Consider the following 18,305-nt stretch of genomic DNA (forward strand, 5'->3'; position numbering starts at 1 on the left):
ACAGCCGCAGGAGACGTCCCAATGGACCAACGGGACGCTCCTGCGGCCGAATCCCCTCGCTTTGGGCCACCATGGCTAGACATTCCCACACCTGAATGTCACAAGCCAGCGTGGATCAGCTACGAACCGGTCACTTGACCTCGCCGCCGTGGATCAGTCACGAAAAGTCACGACGGTGACGCCCGGCTGAGCCGGTACCGGGTCGTTCATCGCGGCCAGCGCGGCCGGGACGTCGTCGAGACCGATCCGGCGGCCGATCAGCGCGCCGAGGTCGATCCCCGCCGTCTCGACGACGCGCAGCAGCTCCGGGTACTCGTGGGCCTGGAGCCCGTGGATCCCGACCAGCTCCAGCTCGCCGCCGATGACCCGGTGCATCGGGATCGGGGCGACGCCCTGCGCGGGCGGCATCAGCCCGGCCTGGACGTGCCGGCCGCGCTTGCGGAGGCTGCCGACGGACGCCGCGCAGGTCGACGGCGCGCCGAGGCAGTCGAGCGAGACGTGCGTGCCGCCGCCGGTCAGCTCGCGCACGTGCGCGGCGACGGCTTCGGGGCCGTCGAACTCCGATGAGTCGACGGTCGAGGTGGCGCCGGACTTCGCGGCGAGCCGGAGAGCGGCCGGCGAGACGTCGACCGCGACGACCTTCGCGCCCGCCGCGACGGCCAGCAGGACCGCGGAAATCCCGACCCCGCCGCAGCCGTAGACCGAAACCCACTGCCCCGCGGTGACGCGCCCCTGCCGCAGCACCGCGCGGAACGCCGTGCCGAACCGGCAGCCGAGCGCGGCGGCTTCGGCGGCGCCGAGCGTGTCCGGCAGCGCGACGAGGTTCGTCTCGGCGTGCTCGATGGCCACGCGCTCGGCGAACGAACCCCAATGGGTGGCGCCGGGCTGGAACTCGCGGTCGCAGATCTGCTGGTCACCGCGGGCGCACTGGGGGCACGTGCCGCAGGCGCAGACGAACGGCACGGTGACGCGCGCGCCGATTTCCCACCCGCGCACGCCCGCACCGAGCGCGACGAGGCGCCCGGCGAGCTCGTGCCCGGCGACGTGCGGCAGCTTCACCGCGGTGTCGTGGCCCTGCCACGTGTGCCAGTCGCTGCGGCAGACGCCCGTGGCGTCGACCTCGATCACCGCGCCTCCGGGCGGCGCGACCGGCTCCGGCACGTCCCGCACGACCGGCGGGACGCCGAACTCCTCCATGACGACAGCACGCATGCCCGCGAGCCTACGTGCTCACCTGAGCGGTTTCCGTTGGTGCCGCTCAATTGAGCGGCGGCGCCTGCACGTGGAAGCGCGCTCTTCCCCGCGGCGGCCCGAGGAGCCTGCTGAGCGCGCCGTCCGGCACGTTCAGGATGTCCTCGAGATTCCGCAACGCCTCCAACGATTCCGCCCGTTCGGGCCGGCACCGCCCGGACTGCCAGTGGCTGAGGGTGGCCAGGCTGACCGTGGTTCCCCTGCCGCGCAAGCGATAGCGGATCCGGTCGAGCCCGAGCCCGCGGGCCCGGATCGCCGCCCGCAGGGCCACGTCGAACGGCCCGGCGGAGAGCAGCTGGCTCAGCTCCGCCTGTTCCCCCCGGTCGATGGTGCGTGTTCGCTGACCGGTCATCACAACGCTCCGAAGCACTCCCGAGTACGAAAATTGGAGCGTAGGCCCAGCTTCGCAAGATCGGAAGGGCCCTCACCCACCTGCGAGCCGTGCCCGTTCGGCGATGGCAGCGAACGGTTCCGCGTAGCCCGAGTTGATCGTCACGTAGGAAATCCCCCACCGCTCCCGCCAGCCGAGAAGCCTTTCCACCGCTTGACCTGGATCAGCGGGCAGCACGGTGACGGCGCCGGCCGCGGCGAGCTCCGGGACGTCGACCCCGGCCCACCGCGCGATCCCGGGCGACGGCTCGTCCCCGACGGCCATGAGGTTCAGCCCGAGCTCGATGTCCGGCAGCCTTTCCTCAGCAAGCTTACGGAATCGATCCACAATGGACTCGGCTTCGGCTTCGGTGGTCTTGGGCGCCCACGTGAAGGTCACGGTGTCGGCTTCTTGCGCGGCGAGCGCGAGCATTTTCGGTCCCCCGGCGGCGAGCATCAGCCGCGGGCGGTCGATCGATCGCTTGAGGTGGGCGATCGTCTCCGCCATCCGTGTGATGCGCTCACCCGGTTCGGCGAACTCCCGGCCGAGGCTTTCGGTGTGCGCCTTCGCACCCGGCCGTCCGACGCCGAGCCCGAGCTCGAAGCGGCCGCCGGTCTGCTGGTGCAGGGTCTGGACCTGCCAGTCGAGTGCCTTCGGATCCCGGAAGGGATCGGCGAGGACGAAGGTGCCGACGGTGAGGTCCAGGGTGACCGCGGCGGCGGCCCCGAGCAGGACGAAGGGATCGGCCCGGCCGACGGGATCGGTGGCGAGCAGGGTGTCGAAGCCGAGCTTCTCGACCCGCTCGGCCTGGGCGGTCCACGAGGTCAGGTCGCGCGCGTGACCGGCGACGATACCGAAGCGGAAGGGTTTCATGCGGTCATGGTCGGGGTGGTGGGCCGGTCACCACATCCGCTTCACGACGTCACTCGCGCGTACGCACCCCGACGTCATCACGGCTTGGTCACCTTCCGTAACAGCGGCCATGGCGCGGCCGTCTGAACGCACATCCGGCGAGGTAGCAATCGCGGCTGTCGTTGCCGTCGTCCTCATGACGTCGGGCAGCACATCGGTCAACGGCACCCTGTCCCTGCTGTGCGACATGCAGTGCACCAAGTCCACAGCTGACGGTTACGACGGCTACACCGACCTGAGCAATGGCTCGCAGGTCACCCTCGTGAACGAAAGCGGCAGAGTCGTGGCCACGACGGAACTGCACCGGACTCCCGGCGAAGAGACGAAGATCGTCGACGGGATGTGGGTGCGCACGTTCACCTTCACGTTCGCCGACGTGCCGAGCGCCGAACGCTACGGAGTTCACGTCGGCAACAGCAACCGTGGCACGTTGTGGAAGGACGCCGACGAGGCCGAACGCGCCGGTTTCCAGCTCTCGATCGGCGGGTGAATCCACAGGTCGCCGGCACGGAGCGGGCTCAGCGCAGGGTGACCGACAGGGCCTGCGCGATCTCCTTGCCGATTGCGTGCGTCGCGGCGTCCGGCGGGGAGCCCACCTTCACCACCATCGGTCCCCCGAACGGCTGGCGCTCGACGACCTCGATGCGTTCGCCCAGGTTGATCGCGTGTTCCGTCAGGTAGCGCAGCAGCTCGGGGTCCGTGTCCCACACCCGCACGATCTCGCCCACCGCGCCCGGCTCGAGGTCGTCCAGGATGCGGACCGACAGCTCCTCGACGCTGCCGTCGGCGGCCGGGATCGGGTCGCCGTGGGGGTCGCGGACCGGGTTGCCCAGCTTGGCCGCGATGCGCTCGACCAGCCTGTCCGACACTGCGTGCTCTAGCGCGTCGGCCTCCGCGTGGACCTCGTCCCACGTGTAGCCGAGCTCGGACACCAGGTACGTCTCGATCAGCCGGTGCCGCCGCAGCACCGAGCGCGCCAGGAGCCGCCCGTCGGCGGTGAGCTCGATCCCGCGGTAGGGCACGTGGGTGACCAGCCCGAGCTGGGACAGCTTCGTGACCATCCCCGACGCCGAGGACGGGCTGACCTCCAGCCGGCCGGCGAGCGAGGTGTTCGTGACCGCCTCACCGCGTTCGACCAGGCCGTAGATCACCCGGACGTAGTCCTCGACCGACGAGGACCTCCGGACCGAACCATCTCCCATGCCGCACACGATACGGGGCCGGGATCTTTCTCGTGAAAGTTCAGGGTCGCCAGCGGTAGCGGACCCAGCCGGGGACGGGTTCGGCGCCGAGCTGGGCGTAGAACGCCTCGCCTTTCTCGTTGCCCGCCTGCATGTCCCACTCGACGCGCCCGGTCGTGCGGTTGCGCAGCTCGTCGAGCAACTCGCCGCCGAGGCCGTGGCGGCGGTGGGCGGGCCGGACGAACAGATCGTCCAGCCAGATTCCGGGCCGCGCTTCCCAGGTCGAAAAGTTCCAGCTGCAGAAAGCGAAGCCGGCGACGGTCCCGGGCTCGCCCGGCGGGGTCGCGATCAGCACCCAGGCCTTCGGGTCCGGCCCGAAGAGGTGACCGCTCATCTCGGCGCGGTCCAGCTTGAGGTCGTGGTTGTCCTCGTAGACGGCGTGCTCCTCGATGAGCGCGCAGATCTCTTCGATGTCGTCGAAGACGGCGTCGCGGACGGGCATCTCGCCTCCCGTTTCTGTCGGTGGTGGTCGTTACTGTCGGGCTTGAAGGATGCGGAGGTGGTCGATGTCACCAGAGGAGAGGTTCGAGGAGCTGGTCGACGAGTTCACCGGACGCCCGGGCATCACGCCACCCGGCGCGACCGGCGGCTTCGGGCGCACGGCCCTGCGCGTGCACGGGCGGATCTTCGCGATGTTCGTCCGCGGGCAGCTGGTGCTGAAGCTGCCCCGGAGCCGGGTCGACACGCTGGTCGAGGGCGGGCAAGGGGTGCGCTTCGACGCGAACAAGGGCACGCCGATGAAGGAGTGGCTGGCGCTGGACGTGGCGTCGCCGCAGCCGTGGGCGGAGCTGGCCGAGGAGGCGCTGGCGTTCGTGGGGAGGTGAGTCATCAGGCTTGGTAACGCAGTTCGCCGCCGACGGCTGTTCCCTGCACGGTCAGCTCGTCCAAAGCGGACTCCTCCAGCGGCGACCCCGACAGCACGGCGAAGTCGGCGAGCTTCCCCTCCTCCAGCGTGCCCAGATCACGCTCGGCGAAGGTCGCGTACGCCGACCCGTACGTGTACGCGCGCAATGCCTCCTCCGGCGTCAACGCCTCCTCGACCCCGAAGGGCGCCCCCGACGCCGCACGCCGGCGAACCATGTCGGCCAGCGCGAGCAGCGGAGCGCCGTCCACGACCGGGCGGTCCGAAGAGGCGGGAAGCACGCAACCCGCGTCGAGGACGCTTCGCAGCCGGTAGCACCAGGGGACGCGAGACTCGCCGAGCGCTGCGCGCATGCCGTCGCCAAGCTCGTTGACGAAGCGTCCCTGCGGCGAAGCGAGCATTCCCAGCGAAGCGAGCCGGGACAGCTCCGCGGGCTGAAGCACCGCGCAGTGCTCGATGCGGTGCCGGTGGTCCGTACGCGGCGAAGCGGCCAACGCGGCTTCGTACGCGTCGAGGACCACCGTGATCGCGCGGTCGCCGATCGCGTGCGTCGCGATCTGCCAGCCGGCGTCGTGCGCTCGCCGGATCGTCCGGGCCAGCTCGTCCTCGGGCACCTGGAAGTAGCCGACGTTGTCCGGTTCGCCGTCGAACGGCTCGTGCATCGCGCACGTACGCCCGACCAGCGAGCCGTCCGCGAACAGCTTCATCGGGCCGACGCGCAGCCACTCGTCGCCCAGGCCGGTGCGCAGGCCCAGGTCGAGGCCGAACCCGGCGCCGTCGGGCAGGTCGTGCAGCACGCTCGCCGCGACCATCACCGTGCTCCGGACGCGCAGCACCCCGGCCTCGCGCGCCTCCTGGTAGGCGGCCAGCTCCGCGGGCGTCTCGCCGACCAGCCCACCGCCGATCCCGGCCTCCTGGACGCTGGTGATGCCCTCCGACAGGTACCGCTCGGACGCCCGGTCGAGCCCGCGGACGACGCGCGAAACCGGCGTCGGGTAGGTCAGCGGCCGCAGCAGCAGCTGGGCCTGCTCGCGCAGCAACCCCGTCGGGGAGCCGTCCGGATCGAGCACGACGTCGCCGCCGACCGGCACGTGCGCCAGATCGAGCTGGTCGAGGACCGCCGAGTTCACCACGGTCATGTGCCCGGACGTGTGCTTGAGCCGCACGAGCATCCCCGGCGCGGCCCGGTCGAGCCCGTGCCGGTCCGGGTGCCCGCCGGCGAGCTTATTCTGGTCGTACCCGCTCCCGACCACCCAGCTCCCGGCCGGCAGCGTCGCGGCCCGCGCGGCGACGGCGTCGTACACCTCTTCGACGCTGCGGCAGCCGCCCAGCGCGACGTCGTCGAGGCCCATCCCGAACCACGCCATGTGGTTGTGCGCGTCGTGGAACCCGGGCACGACGAACCCGCCGCCGAGGTCGACCCGCGAGCGAGCGAACAGCTCGACGGCGTCGGAACCCAGCGCGACCACCCGGCCGTGCAGGACAGCAAGGGCGCTGGTCACACCCGCACCCGTCCACACTGTGGCGTTCTCGTACACCGCATCGACTCGCACGACTCCGAGGCTATCGATCGATCGATCGAACGTCTAGCATCGGCCGCATGCCCACCGTGGAGTTCGCCGTCGAGGACGGCATCGCGCACATCCGGCTGAACCGGCCCGAGCGGCTGAACGCGGTCGCCGCCGTCCTCGTCGACGACTTCCTCGCCGCGCTCGACGCCGCCGCGCGCAGCGATGCCCGCGTCGTCGTGCTGTCCGGCACCGGCCGCGCCTTCTGCGCCGGCCACGACCTCAAGGAACCCACCCCCGAGGGTGATTCGCGGGCGCGGCTCGACCGGCTCCAAGACGTCACGCGCCGGCTGCGCGGGCTGCGCCAGCCGGTGATCGCGGCGGTGCACGGCTACGCGATCGGCGCCGGCGCGGAGTTCGCGCTCGGCTGCGACCTGATCCTGGCCGCCGAGGACGCCGTCTTCGCGTTCCCCGAGGTTTCGCTGGGCCTGAGCGTCACCGGCGCGGCGTCGCGGCTGCTCCCGCTGCTCGTCGGCCCGCTCAAGGCGAAGGAGCTCCTACTGCTCGGCGAGCGCTTCGACGGCCGGAAGGCCGCGGAGCTGGGCATGGTCAACGCGGCCGTGCCCGCCGAGCAGCTGCAGGCCGAGGCACTGAGCTGGGCGAAGCGGATCGCCGAGCACCCGCCGGCGGCCGCGGCGATGGCGAAGCGCGTCCTCGACGCGCCGATCGACGTCGAGCCGGCGCTCGAACTCGAGGTCAGCCACGCGCTCATCACCGAAACCTCGGCCGCGGTCGCCGCGTCCACGGAGGCTTTCCGGAGCCGGACATGACCCCCCTCGCCGAGATCGGCACGCTCGCGCAACTCGCGACGCGGGCCGCGCGGCTCTGGCCGTCGCGCACCGCGTGGATCTTCGACGAGGGCGACCGGCGCTTCACCTTCGCCGAGGTCGATCGCGAAAGTTCACGAATCGCGGCGGCACTGGCCGAGCGCGGAATCGAGCCCGGCGACCGGGTCGCGGTGATGCTGCGCAACCAGCCCGAGTTCCCCCTGATCTGGCTGGCGCTGGCCAAGATCGGCGCACAGCTGGTGCCGGTCAACACGAACTACCGCGAGTTCGACGGCGCCCACGTCCTGCGCCACTCGGGCGCGAAGCTCGCCGTCGCCGCGCCGGAGTTCACGGACCTGCTCGGCCGCATCGGGCTGACCGAAGTGATCACCCCGGACCGGCTCCGCTCCGACGCCGAGCCGCCCGAGTTCACGCCGGTGCCCGAACTCCCGGTCAACATCCAGTACACCTCGGGCACGACCGGCGCCCCCAAGGGCTGCGTCCTGCCCAACCGGTACTGGACGACCCTCGCGGTGAGCCTGGCGACCGACTTCCCCGCCGTCGGCGAGGACGACGTGATGCTGACCGCGCAGCCGTTCCACTACATCGATCCACAGTGGAACGTCGCGCTGGGGCTCGCCGCCGGCGCCACCCTCGTCGTGCTGGACCGGTTCCACCCCAGCACGTTCTGGGCGAAGGTGCGCGAGCACGGCGTCACCTGGTTCTACTGCCTCGGCCTGATGCCGACGCTGCTGCTGCGGCAGGAGCCGTCCGAGGCCGACCGGGACCACCGCGTCCGCGCGATCTGCGCGTCCGCGATCCCGCACGAGCTGCACGCCGAGCTGGAGGCGCGCTGGGGCGTGCCGTGGTACGAGGCGTTCGGGATGACCGAGACCGGCAGCGACATCCGGATGACGGCGGAGGACCACGACGAGACCGTCGGCACCGGCTGCATCGGCCGGCCGAGCCGCGACCGCGAGGCGATGATCGCCGGCGAAGACGGGAAGCCGCTGCCGCGCGGGGAAACCGGCCGGCTGCTGATCCGCGGCATCGGGCTGATGCACGGCTACCACGACGACCCCGAGGCGACGGCCAAGGCGTTCGAGGACGGCTGGTTCCACACCGGCGACCTCGCGCGGATGGACGACGCCGGCCGCGTGTACTACATCGGGCGGACGAAGGACATGATCCGCCGCAGCGGCGAGAACGTCTCGGCCGACGAGGTCGAGCGCGCGCTGCTGCTGCACCCGGCGGTGCGGCTGGCGGCCGTCGTCGCGGTGCCCGACGAGCTGCGCGGCGAGGAGATCAAGGCGTACGTGGTGTGCGACGGCGAGCGCCCGGAACCGGCCGCGCTGGCCGCGTTCTGTTCGGAAAAGCTGGCGTACTTCAAGGTTCCGCGGTTCTGGGCGTTCGCCGACGAGCTGCCGATGACGCCGTCCGAGCGCGTCGCCAAGGGCGAGCTGCGGAAGGTGGCCGACCCGCGCGCCGGTTCGTGGGACGCGAAGGCGGAAGCGTGGCTGTGACCAGCCGGGAGCGCGTCCGCGCGGCAGCGGTGAAGCTGTTCGCCACCAAGGGTTTCCACGGCACCGGCATCCGGGATCTGGCGCAGGAGGCGGAACTTTCCTCGGCGAGCCTGTACCACTACATGGGCACCAAGGAAGATCTGCTCGCCGAGATCATGCACACGGCGCTGAACCGCCTGCTGGACGCGGCCCGCGAAGCGACGGCCGGCAGCGCGGACCCGGTGCACCGGCTGCGGACGCTGGTCGCGTTGCACGTGCTCGCGCACGCCGTCGGCCCGGCGGAAACCCGGGTGGTGGACAACGAAGTCGACGTGCTGTCCCCGGCCGCGCGCGAGCCGGTGGTGGCGTTGCGGGACGCGTACGAAAACCTGTGGGCGGCGGCGATCGAAGAAGGCGTCGCGGCGGGGGTGTTCCACACCGAACACCCGGCGGTGACCCGGCTCGCGCTGCTGGAGATGTGCAGCGGCGTCGCCCGGTGGTATTCGCCGCGTGGACCGCTGGCGCTGGACCAGCTCGCCGAGCACTACGCGGAGCTGGTGTCGAGGGCACTGGGCTGCACGTCTCCGCCAGGCGTGGCCGACTTGCGACGCTGCCGGGAAATCGTCGCGAAAGAGTGGGGCATGTCCGTTTAGCGGCGCTTTTACCTGTGTACGCCTTGCCCAGACGGCGTGCGTGGGGGACGCTCGAAGGGTGACTGAGGAAACGATCCAACTGGAACTGGACGACTCGGGTCTCGCGCCGGGCCTCCCGACGCCGGCACACCCCCGCGATCAGGTGCAGGACGTACCCTACCGCCCCGTCGAGTTCCGCGATGACGATCTCCCCACCGCCCTGGAGCGGTGCTCCAAATGGCTACGGCAGGCACAGGAATGGCTGGGCGAGCCCCTCGACGTCCTGGCGATCCACCTCGACTACGACGACCGCCAGGGTTCGCCGTACTACGACGTGAAGCTGCTGTGCAACGAAGAGGACCTGGCCGGCGTCCCGATCGCCATTCGCAACAAGAAGTAGCCCGAAGCAGCGCCGAGGCCGCCTCCCGGACGTCCGGGAGGCGGCCTCGTTCGCTTTCCGGGTACCTCAGCCGAGCACACCGCCCACCTTCACGTGCCCCTTGAGCAGGTTGCGCGCGATGGTGCGGCGCTGGATCTCGTCGGTGCCTTCGTAGATGCGCAGCAGCCGCAGCTCGCGGTACCAGCGCTCGATCGGCAGCTCGCGCGTGTAGCCCATGCCGCCGTGGATCTGCAGGACGCGGTCGACGATTTCGTTGGCCTTCTGGCCGCCGTACAGCTTCGCCATCGACTGCGCGTGCCGCGAGTCGACGCCCTGGTCGACCTGCCAGGCGGCGTTGAGCACCAGCCAGCGCAGCGCCTCGAGCTCGACGCCGGAGTCGGCGATCATCCACTGGATGGCCTGGCGCTCCGCGATCTTCTGCCCGAACGTCTCGCGGGTGTTGGCGTGCTCGATGGCCATCGAGATCAGCCGCTCGCACGAACCGATCGCGCGCGCCGGCAGCAGGTAGCGGCCCTGGCCGATCCACTGCATGGCCAGCTCGAAACCGCGGCCCTCCTCGCCGAGGATCTGCGTCTCCGGGACGCGGACGTCCTGGAAGATCAGCGAAGCCGGGCCCCACTCGCCCATGGTGTCGATGTACTCGGACTTCCAGCCGGCCTCGCGGTCGACGAGGAAGCACGTGACGCCGCCGTTCGCGCCCTTCTCCGGGTCGGTGATGGCGAAGACCATCGTGAAGTCGGCTTCGTTGCCGCCGGTGATGAAGGTCTTCTCGCCGTTGATGATCCAGTCGGTGCCGTCCTTGCGGGCGGTGGTCCGGATGGCCTTCGCGTCCGACCCGGCGCCCGGCTCGGTGATCGCGAAGCACGACTTGCGCTCGCCCGAGATGGTCGGCAGCAGGTAGGTCTGCTTCTGCTCCTCGTTGGCGTGGAACAGGATGTTGTCCGCGGCGCCGCCGAAGCGGAACGGCACGAAGGTGCGGCCGAGCTCCGCCTCCAGCAGCGCGGCCATCACGGCGGACAGGCCCATGCCGCCGTACTCCTCCGGCGTGAAGACGCCCCAGAAGCCGGACTCCTTCGCCTTCAGCTGGAGGTCCTTCAGCTCCTCGCCGGTCAGCCCGGGCTGGTGGGCGCGCTCGCGCCGGAGGACTTCCTGCTCGAGCGGGATCAGCTCCCGCTGGACGAACGTGCGGACCCAGTCGCGCACTTCACGTTCTTCGGTGCTGAGTGAAAAGTCCATGGGTGAGCTGCTCCTCCGACACTGGCTAAGCGCTTGCTTAGTTCAGGGTACCTCTTGGGAGCGTGATTACCCCAGACCTCTCCCCGAATTCGTGACAACCGCTTCGCCGCCCGGAAGGATCGGAGAGGTGATGGAGATCGTGGTCCGCTGGTCGTCCCTGCTGCCCGCCGAAGAGCGTTTCCTGCGCCTGCTGGACGACGTCGAGCAAGGCCGCTTCGAGGCGTACCGGCAGGACGCGGACAAGCGCCGCTTCCTCACCGGCCGCGTGCTGGCGAAGACGGTGGCGGCGGAGCGGCTCGGGCTGCCGGTCGACTCGGTGAAGTTCGACGCGACCTGCGAAGACTGCGGGAAGCCCCACGGCAGGCCGCGGGTCCCGGGCGCGGACCTGACGCTGTCGATCTCCCACTCGGGCGAGCTGATCGGCGTGGCGGCGACCCCGTCGGTCCCGGTGGGCCTGGACGTCGAGACAGCGACCCGCAAGGCCGACGACGGCCTGATCGAGTACGCGTTGAGCCCCGCCGAGGCGGCCCACCTGACCGGCCTGACGGACGCGGAGAAGGCGTCGGCGTTCTTCGTCTACTGGACGCGCAAGGAGGCCGTGATGAAGGCCACGGGCAAGGGCCTGCGCATCCCGCTGAAGAGCATCACGTTCTCCCGCTTCGACGAACCGGCGCGGCTGGTGGAGTCGGGAGACCCGGCTTTGGACCCGTCGACGACCCGCTTGGTGGACCTCAAGGCCGCGGACGGCTACCGGGCGGCCATCGCCGTCCTGACCACCGACGAGCTGTCGGTGACCGAGGAACTCTGGGCCCCCTAGACCGGCAGGTCCGCCAGGCCCATCGCGGCCAGCAGGGTCCGGAACTTCGCCGTCGTCTCGTCCAGCTCCGCCCGCGGGTCCGACGCCGGGACGATCCCGCCCCCCGCGTACAGCCGCATCGACGTCGACGCGATCTCGGCGCAGCGGATCGCCACCGCCCACTCGCCGTCGCCCGCGGCGTCGACCCAGCCGACCGCTCCCGCGTAGTAGTCGCGGTCGAACGGCTCCAGCTCCTGGACCAGCTCGCGCGCGCCCTCGGTCGGGGTGCCGCAGATCGCCGGCGTGGGGTGCAGGGCCGCCGCCAGGTCGAGCGCCGTGACGTCCGGGTCGGCCAGCTCGCCCGTGATCGGGGTGCGCAGGTGCCAGATCGCCGGGGTCGTGACCAGCTCCGGCTCCGCCGGGACCTCCAGCGTCCGGCAGAACGGCCGCAGCGCCTCGACCAGGTAGTCGATCACCACCGCGTGCTCCAGCTGGTCCTTGCGTGACGTCCGCAGCGCCTCGCCGTTGGCGCGGTCGGTCGCCGGGTCCGCGGACCGCGGCATCGAGCCCGCGTGGGGCGACGAGAACACCGTCCGGCCGGTGCGGCGCAGCAGCAGCTCGGGCGTGGCGCCGACGAGCGAGCGGCCGCCGGGCAGCTCGGCCGCGTACGTGAAGTGCCGGGGGTTCCCGACCGCCAGGTTGCGCACGATGCTCTCCGCGGACACCGGCGCGGCGAACTCGAGGTCGAGAGCACGGGCCAGGACGGCTTTGCGCAGGTCACGCGCGGCCAGCGCGTCGACGGCCGCCGAGACGGCCGCCATGTGCCGCTCAGGCGAGGGCACCGCACGCACCCGCACGGGCGCCGGCAGGACCTCACGCGGCAGCGAAGGCGCGCCCTCGGAGCGGTGGACGGTCCGGGGCACGACGAGGTGGCCCGGCACCTTCGTGGCGGGCCCGGTGTCGAACGGCAGGACACCGACGGCCAGCGGAGCACCGGTCTCGGCCAGCACGCCGGGGATCGCCGAGGCGAGCCGACGGGGGTCCGTCTCGGTGACGGTCCGGATCGTGCCCTGCGCGAGGAGTGCGCGCTCGGCCGTCGTGAAGAGGAAGTCGCCACGCTGGTAACGGGCGGCGAGGTCGAGTGCCGGGGTCGCCGGGTCAGGTGAACTCACGACTCCAGCGTCCCAGGCTTCGGGAGATCCGCGGGGGGAGTGTCACGAGCGACACTCCCCCCGCGGGAGCTCCTGATGACGGCTACTTGAGCGCGTCGATGAGCGCCTCGCGCTGGCGCTCGCCCAGGCCGGCCGCACGCCGGTCCGGGTCGATGCCGGCCTGCTCGAGCAGGGCGGCGACCTTCACCGCGCCGAGGCCGGGGACGGCCTTCAGCAGCTGGGTGACCTTCGTCTTCCCGATGGTCTTGTTCTCCTTGGCCTGCTTGAGCACCTTCTCGATGCTCTCCTTGCCGGACTTGATCGACGCAAGCAGTTCCGAACGCGCCTTGCGAGCCTCGGCGGCCTTGGCCAAGGCGTCAGCGCGCTGCTCCGGAGTCAACGTAGGCAGAGCCAACGTAGTAGTCCTTTCCTCTCAGGTCTCCGCTTTCGCGGCCGACGGCTTTTCGACGTGCTTGCTGATGCAAGCGCTGGCCAGCCGTCTCTTACCACGGCCCCAGTAAACGCCACCGGCTTCACGGCCGTGCAACCGACACGCACTTATTACCCCCCGAGGTGATACCGGGCAACCCGCTCCGGCCTGCGGAAACGCTCCCAAGAAGCGTCCCGGGTGGCGTCACTCACCCGGAAGTGAACCTTCCACTCGATGCTGTTCCCGGGCGCATTTCCTTGTCCACAAGGAAAAGCGTAAGAATTGATGATCATGATCATCGTCCGGTCGTCGCCCGATCGCGGGACGACCGTGACCGAACGGAGCCGTTGTTGACCATGCCCGCTTCACCCGATCCGCACTAGAGTCGGCCCAACCCCAGTTCACCGGCGAACAACCCCCGGGAGCGACCATGTTGAGCACCATGCAGGACGGCCAGCTGTCGCTGGCGAACCTGCTCCGCCACGGCACGTCGGTGCACTCGGCGAGCGAAGTCATCACCTGGACCGGTTCAGAAGCCCGCCGCGAGAGCTACGGCGACCTCGGTCGCCACGCCGCCCGCCTCGCGAACGCGCTCCGGAGCCTCGGCGTGACGGGCGACCAGCGCGTCGGCACGTTCATGTGGAACAACGCCGAGCACCTGGCCGCCTACCTGGCCGTCCCGGCCATGGGTGCGGTCCTGCACACCTTGAACATCCGGCTGTTCCCCGAGCAGCTGGTGTTCGTCGCCAACCACGCCGAGGACCAGGTCGTCATCGTCGACGGCACGCTGGTCCCGCTGCTGGCGAAGCAGCTGCCGGAGTTCAAGACGGTCCGGCACGTCATCGTGGCCAACGGCGACGCGGCGTCGCTGCAGGCCCCGGACGGCGTCCAGGTCCACTCCTACGCCGAGCTGCTGGCCGCCCAGCCGGACACCTTCGACTGGCCGGACATCGACGAGCGGTCCGCGGCCGCGATGTGTTATACGTCGGGCACGACGGGTGACCCCAAGGGTGTCGTCTACTCGCACCGGTCGATCTGGCTGCACTCGATGCAGGTCTGCATGAGCGACAGCATGAACCTCGCCCAGCACGACAAGGCGCTGGCGATCGTGCCGCAGTTCCACGCGATGGCGTGGGGCCTGCCGTACGCGGCGCTGATGGTCGGCGCGTCCCTGGTGATGCCGGACCGGTTCCTCCAGCCCGCCCCGCTCGCCGCGCTGCTGGCCGCCGAGAAGCCGACGTTCGCCGGCGCGGTCCCGACCGTCTGGCAGGGCCTGCTCGCCCACCTGGAAGCCAACCCGCAGGACATCTCGCACCTGCGCGAGGTCGTCGTCGGCGGGTCGGCGGTGCCGCCGTCGCTGATGCACGCGTTCGAGGAACGGCACCACGTCCGGATCCTGCACGCCTGGGGCATGACCGAGACGTCGCCGCTGGGCAGCGTCGCGCGCCCGCCGGCCTCGGCGACCGGAGACGAGGCCTGGCGCTACCGCTACACGCAGGGCCGCTTCCCGGCGGCCGTGTCGGCCCGGCTGATCGGCGACTCGGGCGAGGAGCTGCCCTGGGACAACGAGGCCGTGGGCGAGCTCGAGGTCCGGGGTCCGTGGATCGCGGGGGCGTACTACGGCGGCGCGGATGTCGACCCGGACAAGTTCCACGACGGCTGGCTGCGCACCGGAGACGTCGGCAAGATCAGCGCGGACGGCTACCTCACGCTGACCGACCGCGCCAAGGACGTCATCAAGTCGGGCGGCGAGTGGATCTCCTCGGTCGACCTGGAGAACCAGGTCATGGGGCACCCGGCGGTGGCCGAGGCCGCCGTCGTCGGCATCCCCGACGAGAAGTGGGACGAGCGGCCGCTGGTCGCCGTCGTGCTCAAGGAGGGGCGGACCGCGACCGCCGAGGAGCTGCGGGAGTTCCTGGCCGACAAGGTCGCGAAGTGGCAGCTGCCGGAGAACTGGACGTTCGTGGACGAAGTGCCCAAGACGAGCGTCGGCAAGTTCGACAAGAAGCGGATCCGCGCGTCCTACTCCGAGGGAAAGCTCGACATCGCACAGCTCTAACGGGTAAATCTCCGGCGTGCCTACAAGTCCGTGAAGGCCATCGTGAGGGACTCTACGTTCCTCACGATGGCCTTCACGTTCACGGAGGGGTTCTGGGGATGCAGCGGAACAGGCGGAGCTTTCTCGCGCTCGCGGGAGCGGGCGCGGCGGGCGCGCTCGCGGCGGCGTGCGGGTCGAACACCGGGCGGCAGGGCACCGCGCCGCCGTCGACGGCGTACTCGGCGGGTCCGCCGCCCTCGGCCGCGCCCAAGGTCACGCTCCAGCAGTGGTACCACGCATACGGCGAAGACGGTGTCCAGGAAGCGGTCAAGCGCTACGCCGCGACCTATCCCGCGGCCACCGTCGACGTCCAGTGGAACCCCGGCGACTACGACTCGAAGATCGTCACGGCGCTGCAGAACAGCAAGGTGCCGGACGTCTTCGAGGCGCAGGTCAAGATCGACTGGGTGCGGCAGAACCAGGTGGTGCCGCTCGACGACGTGATCGCGCCGGTCAAGGGCGACTTCAGCCCGGCCGTGCTCGCCGCGCAGACCGTCGAGGGCAAGGTCTACGGCATCCCGCAGGCCATCGACACGCAGGTGCTCTTCTACCGCAAGAGCCTGCTGCAGGCGGCGGGCGTGCAGCCGCCGCAGACGGTCGACGAGCTGATCGACGCGGCCGCCAAGCTCTCGAAGGACGGCGTCAAGGGCCTCTTCGCGGGCAACGACGGCGGCGTCGGCGTGCTCACCGGGCCGCTGCTGTGGTCGGCCGGCCTCGACTACCTGAAGAACGGCAACCGCGAGGTGGGCTTCGACGACCCGCGCGCCGCGACCGCGCTGGCCAAGCTGCACACCCTCAACAGCAACGGTTCGCTGCTGCTCGGAGCGCCCGCCGACTGGTCGGACCCGGGCGCGTTCATCGACGGGCTCGCGGCGATGCAGTGGACCGGGCTGTGGAACGTGCCGAAGATCCGCCAGGCGTTCGACGACGACTTCGGCGTGCTGCCGTTCCCGAAGCTGGACGGCAGCGGCGCGCCGTCGGTGCCGGTCGGGGCGTACGGCGCGATGGTGAACGCCAAGAGCGCGCACATCGCCGAGGCCAAGGCGTTCGTCAAGTGGCTGTGGATCGACAAGACCGACGACCAGCTGGAGTTCGCGACGAAGTTCGGCTTCCACGTCCCGGCGCGCCAGAGCCTGGTCGGCCAGGCGAGCAGCCTCGCGTCGGGCCCGGCGGCCGACGCCGCGAGGTTCGTCAAGGAGAACAGCCACCTGGTCGGCGGTCCGGTGTGGACACAGCAGGCGAACACGGCGCTGTCCGACGCGGTCGCGAAGATCGCGAAGGAGGGGGCCGACCCGGTCGCGCAGACCAAGACTGCGGTCGAGGTGGCGAAGTCCGAGCTGAAGCGCCTGTTCGGATGAGGGGGCGCGACGCGCGCGCGTTCTGGCTGTTCGTCGGGCCGTTCCTGCTGGGGCTCGCGGTCTTCGCGTACCTGCCGATCGGGTGGAGCGCGTACCTGTCCTTCTTCGACGCGCGCAACACGGTGACGCCGACGGAGTTCGTCGGGCTGGACAACTACGGGCACATGCTCACCGACGAGCCGTTCCTGTCGAGCCTGGGCACGTTCAGCGTGTTCGCGGTGTTCATCGTGCCGCTGACGTTCGTCCTTTCCCTCGCTTTGGCGCTGGGCGTCAACCGGCTTCGGCTCGCGCGGGCGTTCTTCCGGTCGGTGTTCTTCCTGCCGTTCGCGTGCTCGTACGTCGTCGCGTCGCTGATCTGGAAGACCTCGCTGTTCTCGGGTGTCCGCTACGGACTGGCGAACACGGTGCTCGGCCTGTTCGGTGCCGACCCGGTGGCCTGGACCGGCACGGTGAACCCGCCGCTGTACTGGATCGTGCTGGTGACCGCGCGGTTGTGGCTGCAGCTCGGGTTCTACATGATCCTGTTCATCGCGGCGCTGCAACGGATTCCCCGGCACCTGTACGAAGCGGCCTGGCTCGACGGCGCCAAGCCGGGCTGGCAGGTGTTCCGCTACATCACGTTGCCGCAGCTGCGCGCCACCGCGGTGGCGGTGCTCCTGCTGAACCTGATCAACGCCTACCAGGCGTTCGACGAGTTCTACAACATCATGGGCGACGCGCGCGGCTACCCGCCGTTCGCCCGGCCGCCGCTGGTGTACCTGTACTACACGTCGCTGGGCTCGGGCGGCCAGGACCTCGGCCGCGGCAGCGCGGGCGCGGTGATCCTGGCGCTGATCATCGCGCTGGTGACCCTGCTGCAGGGCCGCGTCTTCCGCTTCGGGCGGGTGGCATGAGGGCGTTCCTCCGGTGGACGGCGTTGGTCGTCGCCGCGGTGCTGTTCCTGCTGCCGTTCTACCTGCTGGTGCGCAACGGCCTGGCTTCGCGGGCGGAGATCACCGCTCCACAGTGGACGTTCTTCCCGTCCACAGTGCACTGGGAGAACTTCACGCGGCTGTTCTCCTCCGACGACGTCCCCTTCGCGCGCAGCCTGCTGAACTCTGCGGTGGTCGCCGCTCTGCAGACGGTCGGCCTGCTGGTGGTCTGCTCGCTGGCGGGCTACGGCCTCGCGCGGATCCCGTACCGGCATTCCCGGATCGTGTTCTACGCGGTACTGGCGACGCTGATGATCCCGACGTCGGTGACGTTCGTGCCGAGCTTCGTCGTGGTCTCGTCGCTCGGCTGGCTGTCGGACTTCCGCGGGCTGGTGATCCCCGGGCTGTTCAGCGCGTTCAGCGTGTTCCTGTTCCGGCAGTACTTCCTGGACTTCCCGCGCGAGCTGGAGGAGGCCGGGCGGGTGGACGGGCTGACCCGCTGGGGCGTGTTCTGGCGCGTCGTGGTGCCGAACTCGAAGGGCTTCTTCGCGGCGATCGCGGTGATCACGGTGATCGGCAGCTGGAACGCGTTCCTGTGGCCGCTGATCATCGCCCAGTCGCCGGACTCCTGGACGGTGCAGGTGGCGCTGTCGGGCCTGCTGACGGCGCAGAACCCGCAGCTGAACCTGCTGTTCCTGGCGGCGGCGGTGTCGATCCTGCCGATCGTGCTGCTGTTCGCGTTCCTGCAGCGGTACCTGGTCCGCGGGGTGACGGAGTCCGGTTTGGGCGGGTCGTAACACGCCCCGGGCCGCGGCCGACT

At 70.5% G+C, this 18,305-nt stretch carries 20 protein-coding genes; 11 read left to right on the forward strand and 9 right to left on the reverse strand.

Features of this window, described 5'->3' with window-relative positions; all coding sequences use genetic code 11:
• Window positions 1–153: 153 nt before the first annotated feature.
• The 3 genes from ABZ342_RS01820 to ABZ342_RS01830 all read right to left on the reverse strand — a co-directional run bounded on the left by ABZ342_RS01820 (window position 154) and on the right by ABZ342_RS01830 (window position 2,494).
• Window positions 154–1,212 (reverse strand): alcohol dehydrogenase catalytic domain-containing protein, encoded by a 1,059-nt coding sequence (locus ABZ342_RS01820; RefSeq protein ID WP_360468164.1) that lies wholly within the window; start codon window positions 1,210–1,212, stop codon window positions 154–156.
• 46 nt (window positions 1,213–1,258) lie between these two features.
• Window positions 1,259–1,603, reverse strand: coding sequence for a transcriptional regulator (locus tag ABZ342_RS01825; RefSeq protein WP_196425139.1), 345 nt, complete (start codon window positions 1,601–1,603; stop codon window positions 1,259–1,261).
• Between the two features lie 72 nt (window positions 1,604–1,675).
• Window positions 1,676–2,494: an LLM class flavin-dependent oxidoreductase gene (locus ABZ342_RS01830; protein WP_360468165.1), complete on the reverse strand. Its 819-nt coding sequence runs from the start codon at window positions 2,492–2,494 to the stop codon at window positions 1,676–1,678.
• Between the two features lie 175 nt (window positions 2,495–2,669).
• On the opposite strand from ABZ342_RS01830, the gene ABZ342_RS01835 reads away from it, so the two are divergent.
• Window positions 2,670–3,023: a hypothetical protein gene (locus tag ABZ342_RS01835; RefSeq protein WP_360468166.1), complete on the forward strand. Its 354-nt coding sequence runs from the start codon at window positions 2,670–2,672 to the stop codon at window positions 3,021–3,023.
• 28 nt (window positions 3,024–3,051) lie between these two features.
• On the opposite strand, the gene ABZ342_RS01840 is transcribed toward ABZ342_RS01835, so the two are convergent.
• Window positions 3,052–3,735: a metal-dependent transcriptional regulator gene (locus ABZ342_RS01840; RefSeq protein ID WP_155540766.1), complete on the reverse strand. Its 684-nt coding sequence runs from the start codon at window positions 3,733–3,735 to the stop codon at window positions 3,052–3,054.
• A 40-nt stretch (window positions 3,736–3,775) separates the two neighbouring features.
• The gene (locus tag ABZ342_RS01845) at window positions 3,776–4,216 is read right to left on the reverse strand and encodes a GNAT family N-acetyltransferase (RefSeq protein WP_155540765.1); all 441 of its coding nucleotides are present in this window, start codon (window positions 4,214–4,216) and stop codon (window positions 3,776–3,778) included.
• A 64-nt stretch (window positions 4,217–4,280) separates the two neighbouring features.
• On the opposite strand from ABZ342_RS01845, the gene ABZ342_RS01850 reads away from it, so the two are divergent.
• The gene (locus tag ABZ342_RS01850; RefSeq protein ID WP_360468167.1) at window positions 4,281–4,598 is read left to right on the forward strand and encodes a hypothetical protein; all 318 of its coding nucleotides are present in this window, start codon (window positions 4,281–4,283) and stop codon (window positions 4,596–4,598) included.
• Between the two features lie 4 nt (window positions 4,599–4,602).
• On the opposite strand, the gene ABZ342_RS01855 is transcribed toward ABZ342_RS01850, so the two are convergent.
• Entirely contained in the window at window positions 4,603–6,189 is a 1,587-nt protein-coding gene (locus ABZ342_RS01855) for an amidohydrolase (RefSeq protein WP_360468168.1), read from the reverse strand.
• A 47-nt stretch (window positions 6,190–6,236) separates the two neighbouring features.
• Between ABZ342_RS01855 and ABZ342_RS01860 the strand changes: the two genes are divergently transcribed.
• From ABZ342_RS01860 to ABZ342_RS01875, 4 genes are read left to right on the forward strand one after another with little or no spacing between them, the layout of a single operon-like run.
• Window positions 6,237–6,974, forward strand: a complete 738-nt coding sequence (locus ABZ342_RS01860) for an enoyl-CoA hydratase/isomerase family protein (RefSeq protein ID WP_360468169.1) — start codon at window positions 6,237–6,239, stop codon at window positions 6,972–6,974.
• The gene (locus ABZ342_RS01865; RefSeq protein ID WP_360468170.1) at window positions 6,971–8,494 is read left to right on the forward strand and encodes an ATP-dependent acyl-CoA ligase; all 1,524 of its coding nucleotides are present in this window, start codon (window positions 6,971–6,973) and stop codon (window positions 8,492–8,494) included. The genes ABZ342_RS01860 and ABZ342_RS01865 overlap by 4 nt, the downstream gene beginning before the upstream one ends.
• Window positions 8,491–9,126, forward strand: a complete 636-nt coding sequence (locus ABZ342_RS01870; RefSeq protein WP_155544174.1) for a TetR/AcrR family transcriptional regulator — start codon at window positions 8,491–8,493, stop codon at window positions 9,124–9,126. The genes ABZ342_RS01865 and ABZ342_RS01870 overlap by 4 nt, the downstream gene beginning before the upstream one ends.
• Before the next feature lie 58 nt (window positions 9,127–9,184).
• Window positions 9,185–9,505, forward strand: coding sequence for a hypothetical protein (locus tag ABZ342_RS01875; RefSeq protein WP_155540761.1), 321 nt, complete (start codon window positions 9,185–9,187; stop codon window positions 9,503–9,505).
• 66 nt (window positions 9,506–9,571) lie between these two features.
• Here the strand turns inward: ABZ342_RS01875 and ABZ342_RS01880 are convergent, their stop codons facing one another.
• Window positions 9,572–10,741, reverse strand: a complete 1,170-nt coding sequence (locus ABZ342_RS01880) for an acyl-CoA dehydrogenase family protein (protein WP_155540760.1) — start codon at window positions 10,739–10,741, stop codon at window positions 9,572–9,574.
• A 130-nt stretch (window positions 10,742–10,871) separates the two neighbouring features.
• Between ABZ342_RS01880 and ABZ342_RS01885 the strand changes: the two genes are divergently transcribed.
• Entirely contained in the window at window positions 10,872–11,558 is a 687-nt protein-coding gene (locus tag ABZ342_RS01885) for a 4'-phosphopantetheinyl transferase superfamily protein (RefSeq protein WP_360468171.1), read from the forward strand.
• Here the strand turns inward: ABZ342_RS01885 and ABZ342_RS01890 are convergent.
• Together ABZ342_RS01890 and mihF are read right to left on the reverse strand one after the other, a co-directional pair.
• A complete protein-coding gene (locus ABZ342_RS01890) occupies window positions 11,555–12,709 on the reverse strand; it encodes an isochorismate synthase (RefSeq protein ID WP_360468172.1) in 1,155 nt (384 codons plus the stop codon). The two genes, ABZ342_RS01885 and ABZ342_RS01890, sit on opposite strands and share 4 nt — an antisense overlap.
• Before the next feature lie 82 nt (window positions 12,710–12,791).
• Window positions 12,792–13,103, reverse strand: coding sequence for an integration host factor, actinobacterial type (gene mihF / locus ABZ342_RS01895; protein WP_026468624.1), 312 nt, complete (start codon window positions 13,101–13,103; stop codon window positions 12,792–12,794).
• A 445-nt stretch (window positions 13,104–13,548) separates the two neighbouring features.
• Between mihF and ABZ342_RS01900 the strand changes: the two genes are divergently transcribed.
• From ABZ342_RS01900 to ABZ342_RS01915, 4 genes are all read left to right on the forward strand, one after another.
• A complete protein-coding gene (locus tag ABZ342_RS01900) occupies window positions 13,549–15,177 on the forward strand; it encodes a long-chain fatty acid--CoA ligase (RefSeq protein WP_155540757.1) in 1,629 nt (542 codons plus the stop codon).
• A 98-nt stretch (window positions 15,178–15,275) separates the two neighbouring features.
• Window positions 15,276–16,574: a sugar ABC transporter substrate-binding protein gene (locus ABZ342_RS01905; protein ID WP_360468173.1), complete on the forward strand. Its 1,299-nt coding sequence runs from the start codon at window positions 15,276–15,278 to the stop codon at window positions 16,572–16,574.
• A complete protein-coding gene (locus ABZ342_RS01910) occupies window positions 16,571–17,467 on the forward strand; it encodes a sugar ABC transporter permease (protein ID WP_360468174.1) in 897 nt (298 codons plus the stop codon). The genes ABZ342_RS01905 and ABZ342_RS01910 overlap by 4 nt, the downstream gene beginning before the upstream one ends.
• Window positions 17,464–18,282 (forward strand): carbohydrate ABC transporter permease, encoded by an 819-nt coding sequence (locus tag ABZ342_RS01915; protein ID WP_360468175.1) that lies wholly within the window; start codon window positions 17,464–17,466, stop codon window positions 18,280–18,282. The genes ABZ342_RS01910 and ABZ342_RS01915 overlap by 4 nt, the downstream gene beginning before the upstream one ends.
• The last annotated feature ends 23 nt before the right edge of the window (window positions 18,283–18,305 follow it).

This window comes from Amycolatopsis sp. NPDC005961 (assembly GCF_040629235.1).
GTDB classification, from domain to species: Bacteria; Actinomycetota; Actinomycetes; order Mycobacteriales; family Pseudonocardiaceae; genus Amycolatopsis; species Amycolatopsis camponoti.

Bases quoted from the DNA above. Each gene is read 5' to 3' on its own strand.
- ABZ342_RS01880 (WP_155540760.1), bottom strand. From the start codon at position 10,741: ATGGACTTTTCACTCAGCACCGAAGAACGTGAAGTGCGCGACTGGGTC.
- ABZ342_RS01845 (WP_155540765.1), bottom strand. From the start codon at position 4,216: ATGCCCGTCCGCGACGCCGTCTTCGACGACATCGAAGAGATCTGCGCG.
- ABZ342_RS01860 (WP_360468169.1), top strand. From the start codon at position 6,237: ATGCCCACCGTGGAGTTCGCCGTCGAGGACGGCATCGCGCACATCCGG.
- ABZ342_RS01835 (WP_360468166.1), top strand. From the start codon at position 2,670: ATGACGTCGGGCAGCACATCGGTCAACGGCACCCTGTCCCTGCTGTGC.
- ABZ342_RS01850 (WP_360468167.1), top strand. From the start codon at position 4,281: ATGTCACCAGAGGAGAGGTTCGAGGAGCTGGTCGACGAGTTCACCGGA.
- ABZ342_RS01825 (WP_196425139.1), bottom strand. From the start codon at position 1,603: ATGACCGGTCAGCGAACACGCACCATCGACCGGGGGGAACAGGCGGAG.
- ABZ342_RS01910 (WP_360468174.1), top strand. From the start codon at position 16,571: ATGAGGGGGCGCGACGCGCGCGCGTTCTGGCTGTTCGTCGGGCCGTTC.
- ABZ342_RS01900 (WP_155540757.1), top strand. From the start codon at position 13,549: ATGTTGAGCACCATGCAGGACGGCCAGCTGTCGCTGGCGAACCTGCTC.
- ABZ342_RS01905 (WP_360468173.1), top strand. From the start codon at position 15,276: ATGCAGCGGAACAGGCGGAGCTTTCTCGCGCTCGCGGGAGCGGGCGCG.
- ABZ342_RS01830 (WP_360468165.1), bottom strand. From the start codon at position 2,494: ATGAAACCCTTCCGCTTCGGTATCGTCGCCGGTCACGCGCGCGACCTG.
- ABZ342_RS01885 (WP_360468171.1), top strand. From the start codon at position 10,872: ATGGAGATCGTGGTCCGCTGGTCGTCCCTGCTGCCCGCCGAAGAGCGT.
- ABZ342_RS01840 (WP_155540766.1), bottom strand. From the start codon at position 3,735: ATGGGAGATGGTTCGGTCCGGAGGTCCTCGTCGGTCGAGGACTACGTC.
- ABZ342_RS01915 (WP_360468175.1), top strand. From the start codon at position 17,464: ATGAGGGCGTTCCTCCGGTGGACGGCGTTGGTCGTCGCCGCGGTGCTG.
- ABZ342_RS01865 (WP_360468170.1), top strand. From the start codon at position 6,971: ATGACCCCCCTCGCCGAGATCGGCACGCTCGCGCAACTCGCGACGCGG.
- ABZ342_RS01820 (WP_360468164.1), bottom strand. From the start codon at position 1,212: ATGCGTGCTGTCGTCATGGAGGAGTTCGGCGTCCCGCCGGTCGTGCGG.